The following is a 24,416-nucleotide window of genomic DNA, read 5'->3' as shown; positions in this document are numbered from 1 at the left end:
TCTCCAAATCATCTAAATGATTTATCAAATGATCTGAATGTTTTTCCAAAACTATTAGGATGTTTTAGGCAAACCATCCTGATGAATCTGGAAAATCATTTAGATGATTTTGGTAGGCGAATGAAAGTAAAGGGAAAAATTGCCGTGAAAAGTCTCCCGAAAGGCCTTTGAAAGCAATTTTAACACCTCAAAGACTCTATAAAACAGTCTGTATGGAATTGATGTTTTGACAGAAATCCTTTCTCCCTGCTGACACACTCATCCGTTTCTTCTGTATCTTTTCGTTTTCCGGTGACAGAAAAGAACCGTTCCGATGATCCTGCAGACAAAATGACAATAACCAACTTGTTTTCCCGGCCTTATTCGCCATCGTTCCGGCAAAAGGACACATACAGACGAATCAGGAGAGGGCAAATTTGATAATTTGACAATTTGCCACTTTTTTATGATAAAGCAGTTCATTTTGTTGTGTTAAAAAATATTACCCTTAAGTGTAATTCCAAATATATGGGGTACTAATCCTATTTTCATGAGGTGGTGGTGACATTTTGATTTTAGGGAAGAGACCTTTGGCTGTTGTCGGAGCTGACTTCTATCCGGTAGCCCTTACCCCTGACAAGTATAATCTTGAAGTTTTCAAAACCTTCTAATTGCTTTTGTAACCGTTCTATCCCATGCGAGATCCGGCTTCTGTCGTTCTTTGAAATTTCATCCGTCTTAACATCATATACATGCACGAGTATATCGTGGTAGGTCAGCATGTAATTTTCTTTCTGAATGAAATGCCGGAAATAAAGCAGGCTATCGCCGGATAACGAAACTTCCTTGTCGTCCTGTTTCAAGATGCCGTGCTCTTCATCAAAAGCAATATTTCCCGGCAAGAGCATCCATTGAATCTTGATTTGCGGTTCATGCATTTTTTCTACGATCTGTTCGGCGTCGATACTTGCAGCAAGGTGAGGTTGTCTATGTTTTTTCCGTAATATATAGATGAACAATGTTGTTCCGGACAACCAGACTGCGACAAGCATATAAACGGGCCAACAGCCAGCCAACCATCGATAAGGCAAATGTACATAAGGTTGCAAGGTGATTTTCTGTCCGGCATCCAAATCTTTCCGATAAGAAACGGCATCCAATGCTGTCGCTTTTCTGTAAAAAGCCTCCGGTCGGCTGATCGTCACTTTGTCTCCGACTGCACATTGTATGGCTACGGAACCTCGGATTTTCCGGTTGTCCAATTCCGCTTGAAAAATACTGTCCAAATGGTGACGATTCGGATCATCGCTTATCAAACATATTTGTTCGTACCAGTTTCTCTTTTCCTCTCCTGAAATGGTATTGGGTGAAAGTCGGGAATCATATTGGAAAACAAAAGTTGTTATATACTGTTTTTTCTCTTTTTCGATCGCTTTGAAAAAGGCGATTCCGGCTTCTTTCAGGTTCGCTTTTTTGCGTTCGGATATAAACAGATGGCCGACAAAAACGATAAACAAAGATGATAGTATGTATGCACATAATAGAAAAGAGAAACGTTTGTCTAAGCTATTTGCTGAGTTTTTGCTGGAATTATTCATGTTTTATTATTGATATAAGTTGAAAAAAGGTTGACGTTTGCCCTGCTTGATGATTGATTGTCTGCTGTTTATGACTTTTCAATCTTTGTTCAACCCAAAAACAGCCTGTTTTTCTTAAATAACCATACCTTTGCAAGGTTACTTCCAAGAAGCTATGATCTTGAAAAGGGTCTACAAATATAAACTTCTATTTCAGATAAAACAATGAAACGAACATGATTAAAATTTTTAACCGGCATCATCTGCCTTACGGGAACGTATTTTTGTTCCCAAATTAAAAAAGAAAACTTGACAGATTTGGCTTTGGACAATATTGAGGCATTGGCACAAGGTGAGAACACAAATCTTTACTGCTTTGGAGAAGGTGATATTGATTGCAAAGGAATAAAGGTGAAGAAACGTTTTGAAGGATTTCGATGAAAAACATCCTATTATACATATTTTATATAGGAATTTTATTAGTTGTGTCCTCCTGCTTCCCTCCCAACCCTTCCGGTTATTCGCGTTATGGAACTTTTCCGGAAACGGACGAGGTGACAGTCGGTGAGACCGCCTTGGATTCTGTTTACTTACGCTATCCTTACCGGGTGGAGATCGGAAACGGGTTGGCCGTCTTGTTGGATTTGCACAATGATAGTCATTATCTGTATGCTTTTACCTATCCTGACTGGCAACCTGTTGCGCCTTTCGGGAAACGTGGGGAAGGACCGGAAGAGTTGCTATCGGCAGACCGAGTGCGGTTGTGTGCGTCGGACTCGGTCTGGGTGTTGGATGCAAATCGGATGCAAATCACGCGCTGGTCAGTCGATGTGGCGAACCGACAAGTCTCACGTGTCGAAACCGTTTCTTTAGACAAACGGTTGCTACGCACTCTTGATTTCTGTAAGACTGCCAATGGTTTTCTGGTTGACGATTACACAGGTGAACATCGTTTCCATGAAATCGGGATAGACGGACGGATTATCCGCAGCATGGGAACGGTGCCGACCGAAGATGAGGAAAAACGGAAGAACCCGATGGCGTTGGCGCAAGCCTGGCGTAGTTTCATGGATTATGATCCGCAAGGAGGGACGCTGGCTATCGCGACCCAACTGGGCGAAGTGCTTGAAATCCATAATCTGAAAACCGGGTTTCATACTGTTCTCTACGGTCCCGGCGGAGAACCGGTTTTCTCTTCGCAAGGCAACGAGGCGTTTCCGAAAGGCATCAAGGGGTATAACGATGTGCAAGTCACGGATAAGCATATATATGTCACGTTCGACGGCATTGCTTTCAAGGAAAAATACCGGCAATACGAAACCGGCGAGAAAGGACTTGAAGGCGGTCGATACCTGTATGTTTTCGACTTGCAGGGCAATCCGGTCCGGAGTTTCCTTCTGAACCGTTCGGTGTTCGGGCTGTCCGTCAATGAAAAAGACGGGATCGTCACGTGCACGACAACAGATACGGATAAACCGATTGTTACATTGAATTTGTAAAAAAAACATGAATTATAAGTGGATAATATGGGTTGCTTTAGTTCTGTTCAGTTCCTGTAAGGAAGGGAAGAAAGAGCAATTTGCCCGTTTAGTTCAGGAATGGCAAGGGAAAGAGATCGTCTTTCCACAGGATATGGCGTTCACCCGTTTCGTCACCGAGCCGGTGGACTATCGGATACCCGATGCGGAATATAAAGTATTGGTTTACGTCGATTCGGTCGGGTGTACCAGCTGCAAACTGCAATTGCAGAAATGGAAAGAATTGATCGCATACATCGATTCGGCAACAAACAGCAACATCCCGTTCATCTTCGTCTTCCAGTCGAAAGACGACCGTGAGTTGCGGTATATCCTGAAACGCGACAATTTCGACCGCCCGATCTGCATCGACCGGAACAATCGGTTCGACGAGTTAAACCAATTTCCACAAGATATCACCTTCCAGACCTTCTTGCTTGACAAGGACAACAAGGTGAAAGTAGTCGGCAACCCGGTACATAACTTGGCAGTCAGGGATTTGTATCTGAAACAGATAACCGGCATACAATATCAAGAAGAATTGCCCAAGACAACCCTTGAAACGGACAAAGCGGAATATGACTTAGGAACGGTCAAAGAGGGAACAACCAAGAAACAAACGGTCACCGTCCGAAATACCGGAACAAATGTCTTCAAGTTAAAAGGCTTCACCACCTCTTGCGATTGCACCGAAGCAACCTGCGACTGGAAAGAACTGCAACCGGGAGAGAGCGGGACGATCACGGTCAGCTACGAAGCGGAACAGCCGGGAGATTTTTATCGAACGGTAGAGATATATGGGAATATTCCCAATAACTCGCTGATGGTGAGTTTTATTGGGACAGTCAAATAAAGCAATTAACGGGAAAAAGAAAGGAGTCTCTGCCTACCGCCTTGCAAGCATAGCAGAAACTCCCGAACTTTCCCTCATTCAATAACTAATAAAGAAGGAGGTAACGGCAAAAGTAGTAAATTTGTAGAAAAACACAAAAGGGTTAGAAATCACCTGTCCCGGGAAATGATACCGGACAAAGAACTGAAACAAACGAATTTAAAAAACCATCAATATAATACGAAAATGGGAAAGAAAATTTTTGGCGTAATCGCTTTTGGCGTGATCGCCGCAGCAGCAGGCTGGAATTATCAGCAGAACAAACAGGAAGTGGAACTCTCGGACTTGGCGTTGGAAAATGTCGAGGCGCTGGCACAACAAGCTGAAGGAGGTAATGGAGAGCATCATAGAGCTTACACATATAATTCCGTTTTAAACAAGAATATTTGTTTAGGACCAGGTAGTGCTTGTTAAGCATATGTAAAAATAGAGATGTGTCAAAATTCATTATTCTGCCATCTTAGAATAATTCGAATGAGGAGAATTGGGCAACCATGAAATGAATTTTGGCACGTCTGCTTGATAATGAAAGGATATGAAAAAAAATGTAGATTTTATATTAACATTTATCTTGATCATTAATTTGATCTCTTGTAGTGATAAGAGTGTTTCTGACAATATAGAAGTCAAAGACATTGTATGTATTGATATAAATAAAGCTAAAGAAAAAAACATAGAAGAAGTACTGGAATATGATTCATATATTCATTTGGAAACGAGTGATGATGTTTGTATTGGCATTATAACGAATCTATTGTTTTTAGATGATTTTATTATTGTTGCGGATAAGATTATCTCTAAGTCCGCTTTTATATTTGATCTTAATGGACAATTTAGAACACAAATAGGTCGAGTTGGGCAAGGGCCTGGAGAATATTCTGATTTAACACACGTTACATTATCCAAAGATGGGAACGAAATAGTTATTGTTGATGCGATGAAGAATGAGTTGTTATTTTATGACAAAAATGCAAAACATATCAGATCTGAAAAACTTACTTATAGAGGTGAGAATATGGAATATATGGAAGAATATCTTGTTTATGCCAATACTTCCGGAGTTTATGAAGGCTATAAGAGTAATATTCAAAATACACTTGTGGTATCAAATTCTAATAATCAAATAAAGTATTCGAATTTTCCTACTAATATTGATACTTGGTTTAATTTTGTTACACATGCGGATCACCTTAAAAAAGATGGGAAAAACATTTACTATAATCCTAATTTATCAGACACAATATATCAAATTTTCCCCAATAAAATTAAAGCGTTATATGCAATTCTTGGAGACAAGAAACCTAAAATAACAGAATCAATAAAAAACAGTGACTATATTGATTTTGCAAATACACATACATTTTTCAATGGTGAATTTGTCTTTATTGAAAATATTTGTGCATTCGGAGTATTCCCTAACGGATCACTTCCCATAATATATGACAATACGACAAAAAGTACTTATCGATTAACAAAAAGTGAACCATCGAATACCGCTATTGATCTTTTTAAAAAGGGATATATAATGACAAAATATAAAAATTATATTGTAGTTGATATTGATCCTAATACTATAATTGATTATTATCATGATAACAAGGATAGTTGCCAAAATAATAAAATCCTTATGGATCTCATTTTAGCGGCAAGAAAAGACGATAATCCTATATTACTTTTATACAAAATAAAACAGTGACTTGATGGAACCGAAACTGGCCGAAGAGGACTTTGTGGCGGTCTGGTACCTGCACTCAACACACGGTTGTTCGACTTCGATATAACGCTGTGGTTGGAAAGAACTGCAGCCGGGAGAGTTCTACCAACAGTAAAAATTTATGAGAATATTCCGAACTACTCATTGATGGTAGGTTTTATCGGGACAGTCAAATAAAGCAATTAACAGGAAAAAGAAAAGAGTCCCTGCCCACCGCCTCACAAGCATAGCAGAAACTCCCGGATTTTTCCTCATTCAATAACAAATAAAGAAGGAGGTAACGGCAAAAGTAGTAAATTTGCAGAAAACAACAAAAAGAGGTTGGAATCACCAGCCTTGGGAAATGATACCGGGCGAAAGGTTCAAAAGAAACAATAGAGTATATATCCCTAAAAATAAGATCAACATGGGAAAGAAAATTTTGGACGTAATCGCTTTTGCCGCGATCGCCGCCGCAGCAGGCTGGAATTATCAGCAAAATAAACAGGAAGTTGAACTCTCTGACTTGGCGTTGGAAAACGTCGAGGCTCTTGCTAGAGGCGAGAGCGCAAATCATCGTTGTGACGACTTCACTACAATGACTTGCTTGTCAAATGGACATACATATTATAATATGTATCCTGCTTGCGGTTTATAATTTATAAACTATAGGTGCTACTTAAATTTAACAGGGCAGCCCTTTTCCTAAAACAACATGATTATGAAAAGTCTATTCATCATTATTTTATGCTTTCTTTTAACCTCTTGTAGTGAAAAACAGTATCGCATTTTCACACTACCTGAAGAGACGCCCGTCAGCGGGATCGACTATCCCAATGAACTCTTTATGAATTATCCCTGGTCAATAGATATCATAAATGATAAATTATTACTCTTTGCCACTAAAGGTGACTACTTTATGCGAATAGTTGATGCTAATAATGGCAAAGAGATTAAACAAATTGGTCTATTCGGTGGCGGACCTAAAGAATTTGTACAACCTGTCTATTGGGGAAAAAATGGTAAAGAAGTATATGTTTATGATGAAGCAAAAATGTACCTGAGGACATATTCATGGCATGAAATCTTAAATGCAGAAGAATTACCGGAAGCGAAAACAATAAACTTGAAAGGTAATGAGAAAAATATCTTATTCGGTAAGGTACTTAATCAGGATTATTTTGTAGGTTCGGTCGTCGTTGGTATGCCCCAGCCTATAATTGTACTGGATAAAGAGTTGAACACAATCGGTAACATGGGGAATATTCCGGATAAAGACCATCAAAGTGAAGCATTAGTTACTTATGGAGGTTCAGTCAGTTCGTATGGAAATAAGTTCGTGTCTACAATGGCATCATTTGGTTACATCGCCTGCTATGAGCAACAAGCAGATGGCACTTGCAAAATATTATGGGATGCTTGTGCAGAACAACCAATCTATAAGAAGGATCAATTAGACTTGACTCTTTTGAAATTAGGTTTTGCAGATGTGAAAATGACAAAGAATTATATTTTCTGTAGTTATTTCGGGCAAAAGTATAACCGGGACAATCGGAAAAACATAAAACCCAGAAATATGCTGGTGTTTGATCACCAAGGCAATTTACTGAAAAACTTACGTTCGGAAAGAAGTTTAGCCCGGTTTACCATTTCCGAAGATGAAAAAACAATTTATGCCGCAACCGAAGAGCCTGAAGTGGCGATCATACGATTTGATATTAGCAACATATTGAAATGACAAGTTTATGAAAACATGGATTCTTTTCTTTTGCCTGCTTTTTACATCTTGCAGCAACCGACAAATGCAATCTTCCGATCATGAGGATTTTTATCGGATAGATTTTCGTCCCTTAGTCAAAAATAAAGCACAGGAAATAGATTTAAATGAATGGGCGACAAATCTTCGATACGTGCAGTTGGAAACCAACGACTCCGTCCAAGTCAAATCCATCCAAAAGATTATATTGGACGATGAAAAACTATTAGTGATTCATTCGGACAGATTATCTTTATTTGATAAAGATGGGAAATATCAGTATAACATCGGGGAAAAAGGAAATAAGGAAGGTGAATATAAAGGGATGTTTGGTGTTGTTTTGCGAAATGACACGCTGTTTGTCGTAGACGGGAATTACGATTTCACACTTTACAACTGGCAAGGGGAATATTTAGGAAAAAAGTTTCAGCCCAAAATACGGCATACAATGAATTTCTTCATAGTTCCCAATACAGACCTATTCTTAGGTCATGTCGATAATTTTACCGGCCAAAAGAAAGTACGGTTTGTCTTCTTCCGGGACACTACAGCCTTTAAAACGATCCCGGTTACGGAAAAACTCGAACCTGCATCGCCAATGGTCGTATATAGCATACCTTCTGAAATGAAAGCGTTTGACGGCCTTGTCCCTGCCTTCAAAGAAGTATTCAACGACACGATCTATCAGGTTGATGAAAACTTGAATTTGATTCCTTATGCCGTGGTCGAGTTAGGGAAATTTAAGGCAACCAAAAAAGCCATGTTCGCTTACACGGCTGAACAACTGATGAAAAAATGGGACTTCTTCAACGGCAAAATTGCGCTTACCGCCACTGGAGAGAAAGACGGTATCATTTATCTGGCGCACCATGATGTAACTGATCCGTACACTTACAGCTATGACAAAAATGCCAGACAAGCTTTTTATCAAAAGGTCATCTATCCGGACAATTCGTACGAATTCAAGGAAGGAAGTACTTTTGTCCCTCATTTCATATCGACAGACGGGAAATATCTGATCGATTATGAAATACCCGAAAACGGGAATAACCCCGTGGTCGTCCTGGTCGAACGTTAATAAACAATTTATACCGTCCATGAAAACATGTTTCTTATTCATGATATTAAGTCTTCTGACCTCTTGTACTATACAAAAAACAAAAGGTATCAGTCTGGAACAAGCCTTGTCCATGAGCGGGGAAAATCGGGAAGAATTGGAAAAAGTGCTCAAATATTACAAAAACGACAGCTTAAAGCTGGAAGCAACCCGATTTTTGATCCGGAACATGCCATTCCATTTTTCACGGATGGAACATTTCGTATCGCCCGAAGGTGAACGGTATGTGCCAGATATTCGGAATTTCACGGATAACCAAGCAGTAAAAAGGCATTGTGATTCTTTGCTGGAAAAAGGATATACGATCAGGAAAGAGATCGTGTATGATATCAAAACCCTACATGGCGATTTCCTGATCAGGAATATAGACTTGGCTTTTCAAGTTTGGCAAAAACCTTGGGCGAAAGATGTTTCGTTTGAGGACTTTTGCCGTTTCATCCTTCCTTACCGCGCCCAGACGGAAGCTATTTCTAACCTGCGGGAGATGTTTATGTCCCGATATATGCTATTGTTGGACTCGGCTCAGGCTCAAAATCCGTTGGAGGCGGCTCAAATCGTTCATGAACAGCTTTGTAAAAAAATCAAGTATCAAGAGACTGGTTGCCCTTTATCAAATACAATTGAGGGGACAGAACAATTGGGTATCGGAACCTGCGAAGCGTTATGCGATTACATTACTTTTGTCATGCGTGCCGTCGGGATACCTGTCGCTGTTTATCAAACGACATGGACACGTATGGCCTTTATCCACAATTGGTGCGCGGTCCCGTATAAGGGTTGTTTCCATCAATTCAATCCGGGCGATACGGCCATGTACAGCTATGCGGACAAATTAGCAGCGGCCTATTACCTGCAACCGGCAAAAGTGTATCGCCGGCATTTTGACGCTAACCTTTCTGTTTTGCCACAACCGGACGATGGGTATGTCACACAACTCAAAAATCCGCTATTCACAGATGTGACGCAGGAACAAAAATTACCCACATACACGCTTCGTGTCCCCATTGGTACAAAAAGCATAGAGAAAAAGGGATGGGTATATCTGTGTACATATAACAACGATGATTGGCAACCGATTGCCATCGGGACGCGCGAAGAGGACATCGCGCGTTTTGACCACGTCGCGGGCCGGAATTTCCTGATTGTGGCGGAGGCTGCCGGGAGAGACGAATTGCGATATATCAGCGAACCCTTTCTGACGGATGACAAAGGGGGAATCCGCCTGTTCAAACCGGACTTATCGCAGACAACTTTTGCGGTTTGCCGTCAAAAGGCGGGTTGGCAAGTCTTTCCCCTCGCTTTTTGGGATACGGAACGCGGAGCGTTTGTCCCGTTGAAAAGCAAGGAAGTGACTGACAGTACCCAATATTACGACAATATCCCGGCCAATGCACTCCTGCTTCATACCTACGAAGATAAAAACGGGGTTTGGCAGGAAACCGGATTGGCGGTCGATGGAGAGTTTAAGAGAAGCAAAGATTTTTGAGTCGGATGAAACGCTGGATTGACATATTATTAGATCTGTTCCTCGCCTTGGCTGCTTTGGCAACCTGTTGGCTCTTCGCCCAAGTCTTCCTCCTCGCCTCCTTCCGCATCCCGAGCGACTCGATGGAGCCGGAACTGACGGAAGGGGACTTTGTGGCGGTCTGGAAACCGACGCTCGGCGCACGGTTGTTCGACCTCAACGCGACACTGCGGCTGGAACAGACCGAGATACACCGCGTACCCGGATGGCGGAAAGTTAGGCGGGGCGATGTGCTGGTCTTCAACTTCCCGCACCCGAACGGATGGGACAAGGTCGAGATGCACATCCTGAAATATTACATCAAACGCTGTATCGGTTTGCCGGGCGACACGCTTTCCATCCGGAACGGAAGGTTCCGGATAAACGGCGTGAGTGAACCGCTCGGAAACCTCGACTCGCAGGATCGGATCGGGCAGACGCCACCGGAAGGGTTCGCCGATGGTATTTACAAGGCATTCCCGTTCGACTCCGCTGTCGGCTGGAACATCCGGAATTTCGGGCCGCTTTATATTCCTAAAGCCGGCGATCGGATCAAAATGGACCGTACCAACTATGCTTTATATCGCAAGTTGATCGCATGGGAGCAAAAAACAGAAATAGAATATAGGGATTCAACGGCCTATCTGAACGGTAAACCGATGCAGGAATATCATTTTCAAAAAAACTATTATTTCATGGCAGGCGACAAAGGTATGAACTCGCAGGATTCCCGTTATTGGGGCTTATTGCCGGAAGAATATATCGTCGGCAAGGCGACGTTTATCTGGAAATCGGTCGATCCATACACCGGCAAGTTCCGATGGGACCGGTTCCTCAAAAAGATCGAATAAAAAACAGATGGGTATGAAAATAAAATACACTGGCATGGAACTCAAACTGCATAGGCATGGAATCCGAATTGCACTGGCATCCGTTTTCGTGGCGATGCTGATCGCCACGCCACTTGTCGGCGACAGCGCGTTGGCGAACGGCATCGTGATGGGGAAAGTGTTCTGGTTCCATCTCTCGATGGTCCTGATGGCAATCGGTACGATCGTAACAATAGGGTTCGGCGGGAAGAAAAGCGTTTCATTCTCACTGCCGGACGGGTTGTTGCTCCTCTTTGCCGGGATCACACTCGTAACGTATGACTGGCAGCTCGGTCCCGAACCCGAAAAACTGCTTTTCGGAGGGCAGTTGATCGTCTTATGGTTCCTGTTGCGCTATTTTCTTACGGAAGCTCCTTGCCTGAAGTTTTTTTTTCTGTTCATACTGATGCTCACCGGACTGGCCGAAGCCATTTGGGGAATGCAGCAATTGCATGGCCATGCCTATTCCCATCATTCGCTTTTCCGGCTGACGGGTTCTTTCTTTAATCCGGGTCCCTATTCCGGGTATCTGGCGGTCGTGCTGCCGGTTTGCCTGTGGACAGCGTTGCGGTTTCAAAAGGGAATGCGCTATTTCGGCTGGGTATGCGTAGGGGCCATCTTGGTTGTCTTACCTGCCGGGATGAGCCGGTCGGCCTGGGTGGCGGCGATCGTGGCTTGCGGATGGGTGTACTGGGCGGAACGGATCGGATGGAGAAAAACGAAAGCTGTATATATAAGGTATAAGAACGCGGCAATCCCGTTTTTTGTGATTGTCACCATATTGGCAGGATGCACGGTAATGGGGTTATACGGACTGAAACGGGATTCGGCGGACGGGCGGCTGCTGATGTGGAAAGTGACGGGGAAAGCAATTGCCGGACAGCCGCTTGCAGGAACCGGGTTAGGCAGTTTTCCGGCGGCATACATAGAGGCGCAAGGCGAGTATTTCACAACAAGGACTGCAACCGACCAGGAGAAACAGGTGGCGGGATGTCCGGAATATGCGTTCAATGAATATCTGCAGATCGGACTTGAACAAGGGATCGGGGGATTGATCGTGTTTGTGTTGTGGCTGGGGAGTATGGGATATTACGGAATCCGGAACAGGCAGAATGGGGCGGTTGGAGGCGTGTTTGCACTGGCGGTGTTTGCGGTGTCGTCCTATCCGTTGCAATTGCCGTCGTTTTGGGTGGTGCTGGTGTTTTTGGGAGCGATATGCGTAACGGGTAATGACACACACACTGCCCCCTCTCGAGAAGGGAGAAGATACTACCGGGCACTACTGGCTAAAGGGGAAATTACGATTATGGCATTGGCAGGAATCCTGTTTTTCCAAGTGCAGAAGGGGCAATATAAGGTTTATAAACGGTGGGGACGGATGCAGATGTTTTATAATAACAAGGCCTATGAATCGGTTATAGAAGATTATAAAGACTTGTACGGCAAACTGAAACATAAGCCGGAGTTTCTGTTTGAAGAGGCACAATGCCTGAACAAGACCGGACAATATACAGAGGCGATACAACTATTGGAACGGGCGAAGCGGTTAAGCGGAGATCCGATGATCCGGTACATGATCGCTAAGAACCGGCAGGCGCTCGGTGACTACCGGGAAGCGGAAAGGGAACTGCTTCATGCCATCGAAATACTGCCGGAAAGATTGTATCCTTATTATCTGTTAGCCAAGCTATACGCAGAGCCTGCATTCTACCAGGCGGATAAATTCCGGGTTGCCGCCGAAGCTGTACTGGCCAAAGAACCGAAGGTCGAAAGCACCGCAATCCGGGAAATGAGAGGAGAAATAAAAAAGATGGTGGAGAAGGGAGATGCTGATTGAATGTTGTATTTGTGGCAGAAAGAGCCTTGATATAAATAAAGTTTTTCTTGCAACTCTTTGTTTATTAAAAAAAAGCCTCTATCTTTGCAGCCCAAATTGGTATGAGAATAAGATAATAATAAATATAATATAACAGAAAGATGAAAAGAACATTTCAACCTTCCAACCGGAAAAGAAAGAACAAGCATGGCTTCCGTTCAAGAATGGCTACAGCTAATGGCCGCAGAGTATTAGCTTCTCGTCGTGCTAAAGGAAGAGCTAAGTTAACAGTTTCTGACGAATACAACGGATAATTCTTTCCGTTTGAAGATTTTTCATAAAGAAAGTAGAGGTTTTTACTAAAAAGCCTTTACTTTCTTTGTTTTAACGGCTTTGTTTTCTACTTTTGATCCGCCTACAAATACAAGATAGAAATGAAAGACTTTTTGGTGAAAGGAATAAAAAATCCGTACGTCTTAAATTTGTTGCTGGCTGTAGTCGTAGCATGCGCTCTGGTGTTCGGAACACTGAAGTGGCTCGACTCGTACACCCGGCATAACGAGGCTGTTGTGGTGCCGGATGTCAAAGGATTGGGATTGGAGGAAGCCGCTGAATTTTTCAAGAATAGTAATTTACGCTATAACGTGATCGACTCCGTCTTTTCGAAAGACGTGAAGCCCGGGGCGATTGTCGAACTGGTCCCGATGGCCGGTTCCAAAGTGAAGGAAGGGCGTATCGTGTTCGTCACGGTAAATGCGCTCACTTCGCAGATGGCGACGATACCGGAAGTGGAAGACCTCTCGTTCCGGCAAGCCTACGCCATCCTCCGTGCCCGCGGTTTTGAAAAAATCGAGATCGAATATGTCCCCGGTGATTTTAAAGACTTGGCTCTCGGTGTCGAGTTGCACGGGCGCGCCTTACAGAAAGGCGAACACGTCCCGCTTACCGCCCCTTTGATATTAAAGGTCAGCAGTGGCGAAGCAGAGATGCCGGCAGACTCGCTCGGACTTCCGGATGACAGTGTGCCGGTCGAATCGTTGGATAGTGAAGAAGAAAACTGGTTTTAACTATGGATGAGTTTTTAGACGAAATGGATGATGAACAGGTAGACGACCTGTTGCAACCGGAAGAGGGCGAAGATAAGACTCCTCAACTGTATGAACACTTCCGCTTCGTTGCCGATCGCGGACAGTCCTTGTTGCGTGTGGATAAATTCTTAGTTGACCGCATGTTCGGCGCTACTCGTAACCGGATACAGTCGGCTGCCGATGCCGGTTGCATCATGGCGAACGGCAAGCCGGTGAAAAGTAATTACCGGGTGAAACCGGAGGATGTCGTGACGATCATGATGACACGGCCTCCGCGGACTTTTGAGATTCTCCCTGAAAATATTCCTATAAAAATCGTGTATGAAGATGAGGACCTGCTGGTGGTCGATAAACCTGCTGGATTGGTCGTGCATCCCGGACACGGAAACTATACCGGCACGCTGGTGAATGCCCTTGCCTGGTATTTGAAAGATGATCCTACGTACGATCCTAACGATCCCGCCCTGGGACTCGTTCATCGTATCGATAAAGATACATCCGGACTGCTGGTTGTAGCCAAAAAGCCGGATGCAAAGGCAAACCTCAGTTTGCAATTTTTCCACAAAACGACCAAGCGCGAATACCGGGCACTCGTATGGGGCATCGTTCGCGATGACGAAGGACGGGTCGAAGGCAATATCGGCCGTAACCCGCGTGACCGTATGCAGATGACGGTTTTCCCGGAAGGCGACCAGGGCAAGACTGCCGTAACGCATTATTCGGTGCAGGAACGCCTGGGCTACGTTACGCTGGTGAAATGCCGCCTCGAAACCGGACGTACGCATCAGATACGTGTCCACATGAAATATATCGGGCATACGTTGTTCAATGATGCGCGCTATGGTGGAAACGAGATCCTGAAAGGAACAACCTCTTCTAAATATAAACAGTTTGTCGATAACTGTTTCGCCATTTGCCCGCGGCAGGCGCTTCATGCCAAGACGCTGGGCTTCGTTCATCCGACTACAGGCGAGGAAATGTTTTTTGATTCCGAAATACCTGCCGACATGACTGCGTTGATCGATAAATGGCGCGTATATGCAAATACTAAAGAACTATAGATGATGAAAAGAAACATTGCTATTGTAGCCGGAGGCGATTCCTCCGAAATCGTTATTTCATTAAAAAGTGCAGAAGGAATCTTCTCTTTTCTTGATAAAGACAAATATAATGTATATATTGCCATCGTAAAAAGAGACGAATGGGCGGTTATACTTCCCGGCGGGGAACACACACCAATAGACAAGAATGATTTTAGTTTTCGTGAGAACGGCGAGGTCAAGCATTTTGATTTTGCCTACATCACAATCCACGGCACTCCGGGAGAAGACGGACGTTTGCAAGGATATTTCGATATGATCGGAATGCCGTATTCTTCTTGTGGTATGTTTGTCAGTGCACTTACGTTCAACAAGTTTGCCTGCAATCATTATTTGAAAGGATTTGGTGTGAATATCGCTCATTCCATACATTTATTTAAAGGACAGACTGTAACGGACGAAGAAGTGGTCAGCCGTTTGGGACTTCCGGTCTTTGTGAAGCCGAACGACGGAGGCAGCAGCTTCGGGATTACGAAAGTGAAAGAAGTCTCGGCTATCCAGCCGGCGATTGCCAAAGCTTTCGGAGAAGGCAGGGAAGTGGTCATTGAAAGTTTCATCGAAGGGACCGAGGTGACATGCGGTTGTTATAAGACCGCCGGCAAAGAAGTGGTATTCCCGCTTACCGAAGTCGTTACGGATAACGAGTTCTTTGATTTTGACGCCAAGTATAACGGACAGGTACAGGAAATTACGCCCGCCCGTATTTCTGCTGAACTAACAGAAAAGGTACAACGCGAGACATCAAGGATTTATGACATATTGGGGGCGAAAGGATTGATCCGTGTGGATTATATTATTCCGGCGGACGGCGAGCCGAAGCTGCTCGAAATCAATACGACTCCCGGTATGACGGCAACCAGCTTTATCCCGCAGCAGGTAAGGGCTGCCGGTCTGGATATAAAAGATGTAATGACAGATATTATAGAAAACGAGTTTAACTAAAAGATATGGAAGTTCCTATTAATGATTTTGATGATATTCGTCCGCTGAATAACGACGAGGTAAAAGATGCGATCGAATCGCTGGTTGCCAACGAAGATTTTGAGCGGGCCTTTCGGTATATAAAGCCGGATGTGGATTGGAAAGAGTTTTCAGAAACCATGCGTTCCTTTAAGACAAAGGAGGATTTCAAGACGAAGTTGGCGTATGAAGCGGTCATGATGGTGGCAAACAAGACCACTTTCTCGTTGACGATTTCCGGCCGTAGCCGTTTGCCGAAAGATAAAAAGCCTTGTACCTTTATTTCTAATCACCGCGACATCGTACTGGATGCTTCTTTCCTGAATGTCATGCTGTATGATGTCGGGTATGGAATGACACAGGTGGCTATCGGTAACAACCTGCTGATCCGTCCGTGGATCGAAACGCTGGTACGCCTGAACAATAGTTTCATCGTGAAGCGTAACATTCCGGTACGGCAGATGCTGGAAGTAAGCAAAGTCCTCTCCGCTTATATCCGCCATACGATCACGGAGACGAAAGAATCCATCTGGATCGCACAGCGTGAAGGCCGTGCCAAAGATTCGGACGACCGTACCCAGGGCAGCATATTGAAAATGTTGAACATGAGCGGCGACAAGGATATTTTGTCGAACCTGATGGAACTGAATATTTTCCCGGTTGCAATCTCTTATGAGTTCGACCCTTGCGATTTCTTGAAAGCAAAGGAATTCCAGCAGAAGCGCGACGATCCGGACTTCGTAAAGAGCCAGCGTGACGACCTGTTGAGCATGGAAACCGGTATCCTGAATAACAAAGGACGCGTTCATTTCACCCTGACTTCCCCGATTAACGACCAGTTGGCACAGTTGGACCCGAATATGGAGAAGAACGAGTTGATCGCCGCTATCGCTTCCATTATCGACAAGCAGATTTACAAGCATTACCGCTTTTATCCCTGCAACTATGTGGCCTACGACATGTTGACGGGTACGCATTGTTTCAGCGAACATTACGGCTTGAAAGATAAAAAACAGTTTGAAGATTATCTGCAAGGTCAGTTAGACAAGATCGTATTGCCGAATAAAGATGAAGCATTCTTGCGCACGAAGATTCTGGAAATGTATACGAATCCGTTGAAGAATTTCTTAGCCGTTCAGGAGTAAAAGACTATTATTAGAGAGATACGGTAAGTAACCGATAAGTAAAACAGCATATGAAAAAAAGTTTACCCCTCCTTTTTCATATGCTGTTTTTGTATGTTGGGATAGGAATCTGATTCAAAAAAGTTTCTTTTATTATTATGTTATACAGCATGATGCTGTTTCTTGTTTTATGTGGATGGGCAAGGAAGTGTGGGCCTCACTAATTGTCTTTTTCTTAAAGAAAATCAATTTGCTTCGTTGAAGTAATATTACCTTAATTAAGTAGTCAGCCGATAATCCTTCCTGACTTATTGTATAAATAACATAAACGAAATCGTTTCGGTATTGTTACATAGATCGTTTATGGGTGTTTCCCGTCTTGCTATTTTATGCCTCCCTTCTATTTCCCGAGTTGTTTTTTCATTTTTATCTATTTAATTTTACTGGCAAATTAAGAACGAAGTAAAATAGGTTATTGGACCTTATATTTAATTATCATGAACAAATTGAATAGACGAGAGTTTCTTAGCTTGTCGGCTTTGGGGCTGGCAAGTTTCACCATTCTTCCCAGTTGGTCTGTCAACGGAAAGAAGTATGCGCCAAGTGAGCGTATTGTTATGGGATTCATTGGTTTAGGGAGACAAGGCATGAGCGATTTCTATGCGGCGTCAACATGTCCGGGCGTACAAGTCGTAGCCGGTTCTGATGTGGACTCTTTAAAAAGGGATCGCTTTGTAAAACGGGTCACCGAATGGCAAAAAAAAGCGGGCTGGAATCCCCGCTGCGATACTTATGAATTTTATGAGGATTTGTTGGATCGGAAAGATATTGATGTAGTGTCAATCGCAACTCCGGATCATTGGCACGCCCTGGCAGCTATTCATGCCTGTCAGGCCTCTAAAGATATCTATTTGCAAAAGCCGTTGACCTATACGATCTCCGAGAGTCTTGCCTTAAAAAGAGCCGTGCGTGAAAACAATCGTATTTTGCAAGTTGGAAGCCAACAGCGTTCCAGCGAAGAATTCCAGAAGGCAATCGCGTTGGTTCGTTCAGGGGCTATCGGGCATATCGAAAAAGTGTATGTACGCATCGGCGAACCTCCCAAACCGTTCGATTTGCCGGAAATGCCTGTTCCTGCTAATCTCAATTTCAACCGTTGGATGGGGCCATTGACTGATCCGAAAATACATTATCATCCGGATATGTGCCCTCCTATTGACAATCCCAAAATGGAAGAAACAGGCCCTTGGGCTGTATGGCGTTATTATCAGGAAACCGGAAACGGGTTTACGGGCGACTGGGGTGCGCATCATTACGACATCACGCAGGCTGCATTGGGTATGGATGGTTCCGGTCCGGTCGAATACATCCCGGCAGGCTACAACGGAACGAAATATTGCACAATGAAATATGCCAACGGTATTGTAGTGACCGAACAAGCTTATCGCGAAGACAAACCGGATAACAAAGGCATCAAGTTCTTCGGAACGAAAGGCTGGGTACAGGTCGAACGCGGCTATATCGAATGTTCGGATCCGGCTCTTCTAAAAAAGGTAGAGAAGGATGTCAAAGCCGGTGAATTTGAGACAAGCCCTTCACATATGCAGAACTTTATTGATGCTATCCGTTCAAGGCTTGACCCGATCGCTCCGGTGGAGGTGGGTTGCAGTACTAACATTATGTGCTGTATCAATAATATCGCAAATGAATTGGGACGGCCTGTAAAATGGAATCCCGCAACGCTTAGTTTTGGTAATGACAAAGAGGCTTATGCCCACCGCTTGTACCACTATGCATATCGTAATCCGTACAAGTTGCCATATTGGGACAAATAGGATAAAAAAATAATATGACCATAAAAATACCTTTTGTTTATTGAGTGCGTCAAAACACCTTTTCAAGCGTAGACAACATGGGATTTACACGGAAAGAAAATAAATGAATCCGTGAAATCCTATGTAATCTGCGCTTGGATTTTGTCAGATTATTTATTCTCTTTCGCATAATTCGAAGGGCTCATGCCGAACTGCTTGATGAAGGCAGACCAGAAATAGGACTGGGAGCTGAAACCTGTCGCTTCCGAAATCTCATATATCTTCATATTCCCCTGTATCAACAACTCGGCAGCTTTTTTCAGCCGGCTTATCTTGATCAGCTCGTTAGGTGTCAGATCGGAGATGGCACGGATCTTCCGGTACAAGGTCGGGCGGCTCAGGTGCATCAGGTCTGCAATCATGTTTACATCTAAGGCCGGATTGCTGATATGCTCGTTGATGATCTCATTCAGCTTTTCCAGAAAACTTTCGTCTGCTTTGGTATAAGCCATCGACTTCATGTTGGCAATCGGCGATTTGAAATAGAATTTGCGTATGTTGTCGCGGTTGGAGATCAGGTTGGAGATCTGTGCCATCAGCAGGTTGGTGGAGAAAGGTTTGTCTAAGTAAGCGTCGGCGCCCAGCTCCAATCCCTCCAGACGGGACTGCATGGTGTTTTTGGCTGTTAGCAGGATGACCGGAATATGGCTGAATTCGAGGTCTGTTTTCACTTCTTTCAAAAGGGCGAAGCCATCCATGACGGGCATCATCACGTCACTGATGATTAGCTGGAAGCTGCGCTCCTTTAACAGCGCGATCGCTTCGGCGCCGTTTCCGGCTATCTCTACATTATATAACAGGTTGACTTCGTCGGCGATAAAGATAGCCATTTCCTTGTTGTCTTCGACGATGAGGATTGTCGGGCGCGATTCGTCGTGGATGAACTCCGTTTTCTGCGGTACGGCCTGTGCCGTCGCTTCCTCTTCTGTTTGTTTGATGGATTCGGGCAGCTTGACTGGCAAGGTCAGGCGGAACATCGTCATGGACGGGCTGTCGGCGAAGGTGCCTAACTGTAAGCTCCCGTGGTGCATTTCAGCCAGCGAACGTGCCAGAGGCAAGCCGAGTCCCGTCCCCGGTTTGCCTACTGCATCTCCTTCCAGCCGATAGAAGGGTTCGAATATCTTTTCCCTCAATTCCGCAGGAATGGGAGTACCGTCGTTGATAAAGTCGATCGTGAAAGTTTCGTAATCGGGAGTCAGTTGCAGCCGCACGATGATGCTGCTCGATGCATATTTGATTGCGTTCGTGAACAGATTGCTGAATATCTTGGTGATTGCTTCTTTATCTACAAAGACATACAACTCCGGCAAAGACAAATCGAGGTTCAGCAACAGGTTGTTTGCCGTCGCCGATTCCTGGAACCGTTTGGCCGTCTCGTTCAGGAGCGAGACGATCTCTGTCCGGACGAAGCTGAGGCGATAGCCTTCTATCTCCGTTTTACGGAAGTCCAGCAACTGGTTGACTAACGACAGGAGGCGGGACACGTTTTTATCCATCAACGTAAGCGACTTATTCTCTTTCTCCCCGATTTTGTCGGATTTCAGGAGGCGTTCGAGCGGGTTCTTGATCAGTGTGAGCGGCGTCCGGATCTCGTGGGCGATGTTGATAAAGAAATCGATCTTGGCCTGATACAGTTCCTTCTCTTTTTGGTCTTCGAACAGTTGCATATTGTAAGCCATTGCCCGCTTGGTCTTTTGGCGCCAGGACCAGAAAGAGCCGGCGATGATGGTGAGAATGACGACGATATAAGAGGCATACGCCATGTCGGATGCCCACCAGGGCGGCAAAACGGTGATGTTTAGTTGTGTCGGGGTGTCGCTCCAGGTGTTCGACAGGTTGGCCGCCCGCACCTCGAAGGTGTAATCGCCCGGATGCAGTTCGGTGAAATAGACCGTGTTACGTTCGCCGATCGGAATCCATTCCTTATCCATATTCCCCATCCTGTATGCATACTGGACGGATTTGGGGGCAATAAAGTTGAGGGCGGAGAAGTTGATGCTGAATGTGGACTGCTTGTAAGTCAGCGTGATCTTCTTCACTTCCGACTCGGCGGAACAGTTGATGATGCGTTTCTCCCCGGCTTCGTTCTGGATTTCGAGGCTACCCAGGTGGACGTCCATCTTCTCGGCTGTCGGGATCACTTCGGATGGCCTGAAATGGATAAAGCCCTTGACCGAACCGAAGTAGAAAGTCCCCTCATTGTCTTTAAAGGCCGAGTTGTCGTTGAACTGGCGGGTGATAAGCCCGTGCGATTCCGTGTAGGTCGTGATCTTGCCCGTCCCGGTTTCGAGGCTGACCAGTCCGTTAGCCGTGCTGATCCACATATTTTCGTTTTCGTCGGGCAGGATGCGGAAGGCAACGTTGCTCGGCATACCGTTCTTGACGGTGTAGTGCAGGGATTCGCCTGTCTGGAAGTCATACTTGATAACTCCTTCCACGGTGGCGAACCACATATTGCCGTCTTTGTCTTCGCAAGCGTCGTTGACGAAATTGTGGCGTTGGGTGTTCAACTTGTCGTACGGCAGGTACATGCCGCTATTACTGATCGGATTATAATAGAAGCTGCGGTTGAACATGCCGGTCCAGATTCTTCCTAAGCGGTCTTCATAGATGCAGTTCACCGCGAACGGTGGAAACTGCGGGGCATACAGGAAGCGGTCGTTCAGGAAGTCATATTTATAGATGCCGTCGTCGGTCCCGACGTAGACTTGCCCCTCCTGCAATACTTTGATGCAGTGCACGGTGCTGTTCTTTACCGTCAGCGAGTCTTTCAACAGGTTGTAATGCCTGATTATCTTCCTCGTCTTGATATCCATCAGGTCTATACCGTGGATGACGTGCCCGATCCAGAGGCGGTCGCCCGATGCCGCCAGGCCCCGGATATTGGTGTGCGACAGCCCGTTCCCTCCCGGAACCGGCTGGTAGTTTGTGAATGTCCCCGTTTTCTTTTCCAGGCAGTTGACGCCGGCATCTTCCGTACCGACCCATATATTGCCGTATACATCTGTACAAATGTCGCGGATCACTTCCCCTTTCATCGAATACTGCCCGTCCCAGGGATAATGTACATGGAAAGGACGGAAAGGGGAATAATAGTTGAGCCCGTTCTGGTGGAAACAAATCCAGATGCCGTTCTCCCGGTCGCGGCAGAAAGCCGAAATGAAATGGCTAGACAAGGCATACGGGTCCAACGGATCCTGCCGGATGCGGGTACACTCGCCGGTGCTGGTCTTATAGATGAACAAGCCGGAGTCCGTTCCGATCCACAGTTCGTCTTCATCTTTTTCCAGGAAGCTGTTGATCAGGATGGTGAGCCGGTTGATCTTTTGAATGTTCAGATCCTGGTAATCGCGTGTTGTCGGATCGAATATCTTAACGTCGTCATGTTCGAAAGCGATGTAAATACGGTCGGTCGTAGGAGAGGGGTACAGCATCGAGAGCTTTCGCGGGGTGTTCAGGGAAGAATGGGCGAATACATTATAAGACTCTGTCGTCCCGTCTTCCGGATTCAGCAATGAGATCAGTCCGTCCGAACTTCCGATCCAGATGCTCCCCTCGCAGGTAATGCAAAAAGTGGTGTAGCTTTGGTTGTTTTCAGGGGCGAAGATGCGGAACTGGTTGTCTTCGGTATTGAACCGGATCAGGTTGCCGTCCATCAGTATCCATAGTTTATTGTCTTTGTCGAACTGGAAAATGTCGATCCCTTTGTCTGCGGTAAAAGGGATGTGCCGGAACGATTCCTTTTTATCGTTATATTGGTATAATCCCGAAAGCGTCCCTACCCATAAGTCGCCGTTCATGTCGCAGCCCAGGCAGGTGATCCAGTTGCTGCCCAATGTTTCGTTTTCGTCGGGGTCGTTGCGGAATACTTTGAATGCATATCCGTCGAAACGGTTCAGACCGTCGCGCGTACCGATCCAGACATATCCTTTCTTGTCCTGCACGCAGCAGGTGGCCATGTTGTCGCTGAGTCCGTTTTCGACCTGGTAATGGCGGAAAAGGTAGTTGCTGTCGTCTGCATATGTCCGGGTGAGACAAAATATGAATAGGATGGATAAGATTAACTTCAAATGTTTCATATATGACTTTGCTATTATGGGCGAAAGATACTGAAAAAAGCAGTATGGATTTCCATTTATCGTATCACGGATTTCATAAATCATCTCAATAAGGCTGATAACGGCAGAGAATGAGAAGAATACAGGAAAGATTGCAACAAGGTCAAACAAACCGGCCGTGAGGGAATCGATACATTTGCATCATGTAAAACACAGGTGATAGAAACCTTTTATTCTAATTTATTATATGAACACGCTTACTACAAAACAAGGAATCGGAACGAAAGTTCAACTCTGCACAATGATGTTTATGCAGTATATGCTGAGTGCAGTCTGGTGGGTCCCTTTAGCCGCTTATCTTTCCCACACGCTTAAATTGGAAGTGTACCAGGTGTCGCTGGTGTTGAGTGCGATGGCTATCGGTGCGATGGCATCCTCTTTTATCGGTGCGATTGCCGACCGCTATTTTGCGGCCGAGAAAATCCTGGCAGTACTGAATATATTAACAGGTGTCTTTCTGCTCTTAGCAGCCCAGCAAATTACATTCGCCCCGCTTATGACCTGTGTCGTGCTGGCGATGCTTTGCCACATGCCGACACAGAGCCTGACGAGTACGATCGCCATGAGCCACACGCCGTCGGAGCAGTTCCCGCGTATCCGTATGTTCGGATCGGTGGGATGGGTAGCTTCGGGTATCTTCAGCGTGATCGCCCTTCATGTGATGCATTTGCCTGCTTTCGACGATACGAACCTGCCGATGTATTGCGGCGCCGCCGTCTGTTTCGTGGCTGCGCTCCTGAACCTGCGGTTGCCTCACACACCGCCTTCGGTCGATAAGAGTGCCGGCATCTCGGTGATGGATATAACCGGGTTCAGCGCTTTCTCCTTGATGAAGGATAAGAATTACCGCGCTTTTATGATCCTGACATTTTTAGCTATCATCCCGTTCAACCTGTATCACGTATATGGTTCGATGATTCTTGCCGACGAGCATGTACAGAATATAACGGTGACACTGAACCTCGGACAGTTGGCCGAAATGTTTTTCTTAGTCATTACCACTTCGATCCTGATCAAGTCCGGGATTAAGAATACCCTGATCTTCGGTATGATCGCCCTCGTGGTCAGGTATGCGTCGTTCTATATCGGGGCGGAAACCGGTCTGCAATGGTTCTATTATATCGGGATTATCGTACATGGGTTGATCTTCGGCCTCTTCTTTGTCGGCGGCCAGGTTTATACGGATAATGTGGCACCCAAGGATATGAAAGCCCAGGCGCAAGGCCTGCTTTTCTTCCTGGTATGGGGCATCGGCTTCCTGATCGGGACGCTTTGGAACGGATGGCTGATCAGCCTTTTCCGTGACGGGGATAGATGTGACTGGCCTGTCGTCTTTGCGATTTCGACTGTGTTTTCATTCGTATTATTGATCCTTTTTGTCTTTTTATTCAAGCCGGTAGCATTAAAGACTAATAAATAACATAGAGTAGTA

Annotated in this window: 20 protein-coding genes; 18 read left to right on the top strand and 2 right to left on the bottom strand. The window is 45.1% G+C overall.

The window, feature by feature from the left end; translation table 11 throughout:
• Nucleotides 1-554 precede the first annotated feature (554 nt).
• Nucleotides 555-1,577, bottom strand: a complete 1,023-nt coding sequence (locus ACPYIV_RS13885) for a DNA-binding response regulator (protein ID WP_425883553.1) — start codon at nucleotides 1,575-1,577, stop codon at nucleotides 555-557.
• A gap of 288 nt (nucleotides 1,578-1,865) precedes the next feature.
• Here ACPYIV_RS13885 and ACPYIV_RS13880 point away from each other — a divergent pair, with 288 nt between their 5' ends.
• The 17 genes from ACPYIV_RS13880 (at nucleotide 1,866) to ACPYIV_RS13800 (ending at nucleotide 18,827) form a co-directional block, all read left to right on the top strand.
• Nucleotides 1,866-1,997 (top strand): NVEALA domain-containing protein, encoded by a 132-nt coding sequence (locus ACPYIV_RS13880; RefSeq protein WP_425883551.1) that lies wholly within the window; start codon nucleotides 1,866-1,868, stop codon nucleotides 1,995-1,997.
• Between the two features lie 44 nt (nucleotides 1,998-2,041).
• Nucleotides 2,042-3,055, top strand: a complete 1,014-nt coding sequence (locus ACPYIV_RS13875; protein ID WP_425883549.1) for a BF3164 family lipoprotein — start codon at nucleotides 2,042-2,044, stop codon at nucleotides 3,053-3,055.
• A gap of 7 nt (nucleotides 3,056-3,062) precedes the next feature.
• Nucleotides 3,063-3,926 carry a DUF1573 domain-containing protein gene (locus tag ACPYIV_RS13870; protein ID WP_301704317.1) on the top strand — a complete coding sequence of 288 codons (864 nt, stop codon included), beginning with the start codon at nucleotides 3,063-3,065 and terminating at the stop codon, nucleotides 3,924-3,926.
• A gap of 225 nt (nucleotides 3,927-4,151) precedes the next feature.
• Nucleotides 4,152-4,379, top strand: a complete 228-nt coding sequence (locus ACPYIV_RS13865) for an NVEALA domain-containing protein (RefSeq protein WP_301704318.1) — start codon at nucleotides 4,152-4,154, stop codon at nucleotides 4,377-4,379.
• A 121-nt stretch (nucleotides 4,380-4,500) separates the two neighbouring features.
• Nucleotides 4,501-5,661: a 6-bladed beta-propeller gene (locus ACPYIV_RS13860; protein ID WP_301842357.1), complete on the top strand. Its 1,161-nt coding sequence runs from the start codon at nucleotides 4,501-4,503 to the stop codon at nucleotides 5,659-5,661.
• Nucleotides 5,662-6,085: 424 nt separating this feature from the next.
• Nucleotides 6,086-6,316, top strand: coding sequence for an NVEALA domain-containing protein (locus tag ACPYIV_RS13855; protein ID WP_301704320.1), 231 nt, complete (start codon nucleotides 6,086-6,088; stop codon nucleotides 6,314-6,316).
• Nucleotides 6,317-6,379: 63 nt separating this feature from the next.
• Entirely contained in the window at nucleotides 6,380-7,396 is a 1,017-nt protein-coding gene (locus ACPYIV_RS13850; RefSeq protein WP_293740843.1) for a BF3164 family lipoprotein, read from the top strand.
• A 7-nt stretch (nucleotides 7,397-7,403) separates the two neighbouring features.
• The gene (locus ACPYIV_RS13845; RefSeq protein ID WP_293740844.1) at nucleotides 7,404-8,492 is read left to right on the top strand and encodes a 6-bladed beta-propeller; all 1,089 of its coding nucleotides are present in this window, start codon (nucleotides 7,404-7,406) and stop codon (nucleotides 8,490-8,492) included.
• Between the two features lie 40 nt (nucleotides 8,493-8,532).
• Nucleotides 8,533-10,017 carry a transglutaminase domain-containing protein gene (locus ACPYIV_RS13840; protein WP_301704322.1) on the top strand — a complete coding sequence of 495 codons (1,485 nt, stop codon included), beginning with the start codon at nucleotides 8,533-8,535 and terminating at the stop codon, nucleotides 10,015-10,017.
• Nucleotides 10,018-10,022: 5 nt separating this feature from the next.
• Complete coding sequence (gene lepB / locus ACPYIV_RS13835; protein WP_301704323.1) at nucleotides 10,023-10,886, top strand: signal peptidase I; 864 nt, start codon at nucleotides 10,023-10,025, stop codon at nucleotides 10,884-10,886.
• Nucleotides 10,887-10,899: 13 nt separating this feature from the next.
• The gene (locus ACPYIV_RS13830) at nucleotides 10,900-12,741 is read left to right on the top strand and encodes an O-antigen ligase family protein (protein ID WP_425883545.1); all 1,842 of its coding nucleotides are present in this window, start codon (nucleotides 10,900-10,902) and stop codon (nucleotides 12,739-12,741) included.
• A 140-nt stretch (nucleotides 12,742-12,881) separates the two neighbouring features.
• The gene (gene rpmH, locus ACPYIV_RS13825) at nucleotides 12,882-13,034 is read left to right on the top strand and encodes a 50S ribosomal protein L34 (RefSeq protein ID WP_005633099.1); all 153 of its coding nucleotides are present in this window, start codon (nucleotides 12,882-12,884) and stop codon (nucleotides 13,032-13,034) included.
• 120 nt (nucleotides 13,035-13,154) lie between these two features.
• Complete coding sequence (locus tag ACPYIV_RS13820) at nucleotides 13,155-13,787, top strand: PASTA domain-containing protein (RefSeq protein WP_293732192.1); 633 nt, start codon at nucleotides 13,155-13,157, stop codon at nucleotides 13,785-13,787.
• 2 nt (nucleotides 13,788-13,789) lie between these two features.
• Nucleotides 13,790-14,869: an RluA family pseudouridine synthase gene (locus ACPYIV_RS13815; RefSeq protein WP_293740850.1), complete on the top strand. Its 1,080-nt coding sequence runs from the start codon at nucleotides 13,790-13,792 to the stop codon at nucleotides 14,867-14,869.
• A gap of 3 nt (nucleotides 14,870-14,872) precedes the next feature.
• Nucleotides 14,873-15,850 (top strand): D-alanine--D-alanine ligase, encoded by a 978-nt coding sequence (locus ACPYIV_RS13810; RefSeq protein ID WP_293732194.1) that lies wholly within the window; start codon nucleotides 14,873-14,875, stop codon nucleotides 15,848-15,850.
• A gap of 5 nt (nucleotides 15,851-15,855) precedes the next feature.
• Nucleotides 15,856-17,013, top strand: coding sequence for a 1-acyl-sn-glycerol-3-phosphate acyltransferase (locus tag ACPYIV_RS13805; protein ID WP_425883539.1), 1,158 nt, complete (start codon nucleotides 15,856-15,858; stop codon nucleotides 17,011-17,013).
• Between the two features lie 476 nt (nucleotides 17,014-17,489).
• Nucleotides 17,490-18,827, top strand: coding sequence for a Gfo/Idh/MocA family protein (locus tag ACPYIV_RS13800; protein WP_299362592.1), 1,338 nt, complete (start codon nucleotides 17,490-17,492; stop codon nucleotides 18,825-18,827).
• A 149-nt stretch (nucleotides 18,828-18,976) separates the two neighbouring features.
• Here ACPYIV_RS13800 and ACPYIV_RS13795 read toward each other — a convergent pair whose 3' ends face one another.
• Nucleotides 18,977-22,945: a two-component regulator propeller domain-containing protein gene (locus tag ACPYIV_RS13795; RefSeq protein WP_425883536.1), complete on the bottom strand. Its 3,969-nt coding sequence runs from the start codon at nucleotides 22,943-22,945 to the stop codon at nucleotides 18,977-18,979.
• A gap of 226 nt (nucleotides 22,946-23,171) precedes the next feature.
• Between ACPYIV_RS13795 and ACPYIV_RS13790 the strand changes: the two genes are divergently transcribed.
• Nucleotides 23,172-24,404: an MFS transporter gene (locus tag ACPYIV_RS13790; RefSeq protein WP_293732198.1), complete on the top strand. Its 1,233-nt coding sequence runs from the start codon at nucleotides 23,172-23,174 to the stop codon at nucleotides 24,402-24,404.
• The last annotated feature ends 12 nt before the right edge of the window (nucleotides 24,405-24,416 follow it).

Origin of the sequence: Parabacteroides vesiculifaciens, from assembly GCF_049860805.1 — a bacterium.
Classification (GTDB): domain Bacteria; phylum Bacteroidota; class Bacteroidia; order Bacteroidales; family Tannerellaceae; genus Parabacteroides.
Note: the sequence above shows the minus strand (reverse complement) of the source record. Positions and strands in the feature narration are given on the sequence as shown.

Coding starts and splice junctions, on each gene's coding strand:
- ACPYIV_RS13795 (WP_425883536.1), bottom strand. CDS start 22,945: ATGAAACATTTGAAGTTAATCTTATCCATCCTATTCATATTTTGTCTC.
- ACPYIV_RS13810 (WP_293732194.1), top strand. CDS start 14,873: ATGAAAAGAAACATTGCTATTGTAGCCGGAGGCGATTCCTCCGAAATC.
- ACPYIV_RS13870 (WP_301704317.1), top strand. CDS start 3,063: ATGAATTATAAGTGGATAATATGGGTTGCTTTAGTTCTGTTCAGTTCC.
- ACPYIV_RS13820 (WP_293732192.1), top strand. CDS start 13,155: ATGAAAGACTTTTTGGTGAAAGGAATAAAAAATCCGTACGTCTTAAAT.
- ACPYIV_RS13850 (WP_293740843.1), top strand. CDS start 6,380: ATGAAAAGTCTATTCATCATTATTTTATGCTTTCTTTTAACCTCTTGT.
- ACPYIV_RS13840 (WP_301704322.1), top strand. CDS start 8,533: ATGATATTAAGTCTTCTGACCTCTTGTACTATACAAAAAACAAAAGGT.
- ACPYIV_RS13800 (WP_299362592.1), top strand. CDS start 17,490: ATGAACAAATTGAATAGACGAGAGTTTCTTAGCTTGTCGGCTTTGGGG.
- ACPYIV_RS13860 (WP_301842357.1), top strand. CDS start 4,501: ATGAAAAAAAATGTAGATTTTATATTAACATTTATCTTGATCATTAAT.
- ACPYIV_RS13865 (WP_301704318.1), top strand. CDS start 4,152: ATGGGAAAGAAAATTTTTGGCGTAATCGCTTTTGGCGTGATCGCCGCA.
- ACPYIV_RS13830 (WP_425883545.1), top strand. CDS start 10,900: ATGAAAATAAAATACACTGGCATGGAACTCAAACTGCATAGGCATGGA.
- lepB (WP_301704323.1), top strand. CDS start 10,023: ATGAAACGCTGGATTGACATATTATTAGATCTGTTCCTCGCCTTGGCT.
- ACPYIV_RS13815 (WP_293740850.1), top strand. CDS start 13,790: ATGGATGAGTTTTTAGACGAAATGGATGATGAACAGGTAGACGACCTG.
- ACPYIV_RS13885 (WP_425883553.1), bottom strand. CDS start 1,577: ATGAATAATTCCAGCAAAAACTCAGCAAATAGCTTAGACAAACGTTTC.
- ACPYIV_RS13845 (WP_293740844.1), top strand. CDS start 7,404: ATGAAAACATGGATTCTTTTCTTTTGCCTGCTTTTTACATCTTGCAGC.
- ACPYIV_RS13805 (WP_425883539.1), top strand. CDS start 15,856: ATGGAAGTTCCTATTAATGATTTTGATGATATTCGTCCGCTGAATAAC.
- rpmH (WP_005633099.1), top strand. CDS start 12,882: ATGAAAAGAACATTTCAACCTTCCAACCGGAAAAGAAAGAACAAGCAT.
- ACPYIV_RS13790 (WP_293732198.1), top strand. CDS start 23,172: ATGAACACGCTTACTACAAAACAAGGAATCGGAACGAAAGTTCAACTC.
- ACPYIV_RS13855 (WP_301704320.1), top strand. CDS start 6,086: ATGGGAAAGAAAATTTTGGACGTAATCGCTTTTGCCGCGATCGCCGCC.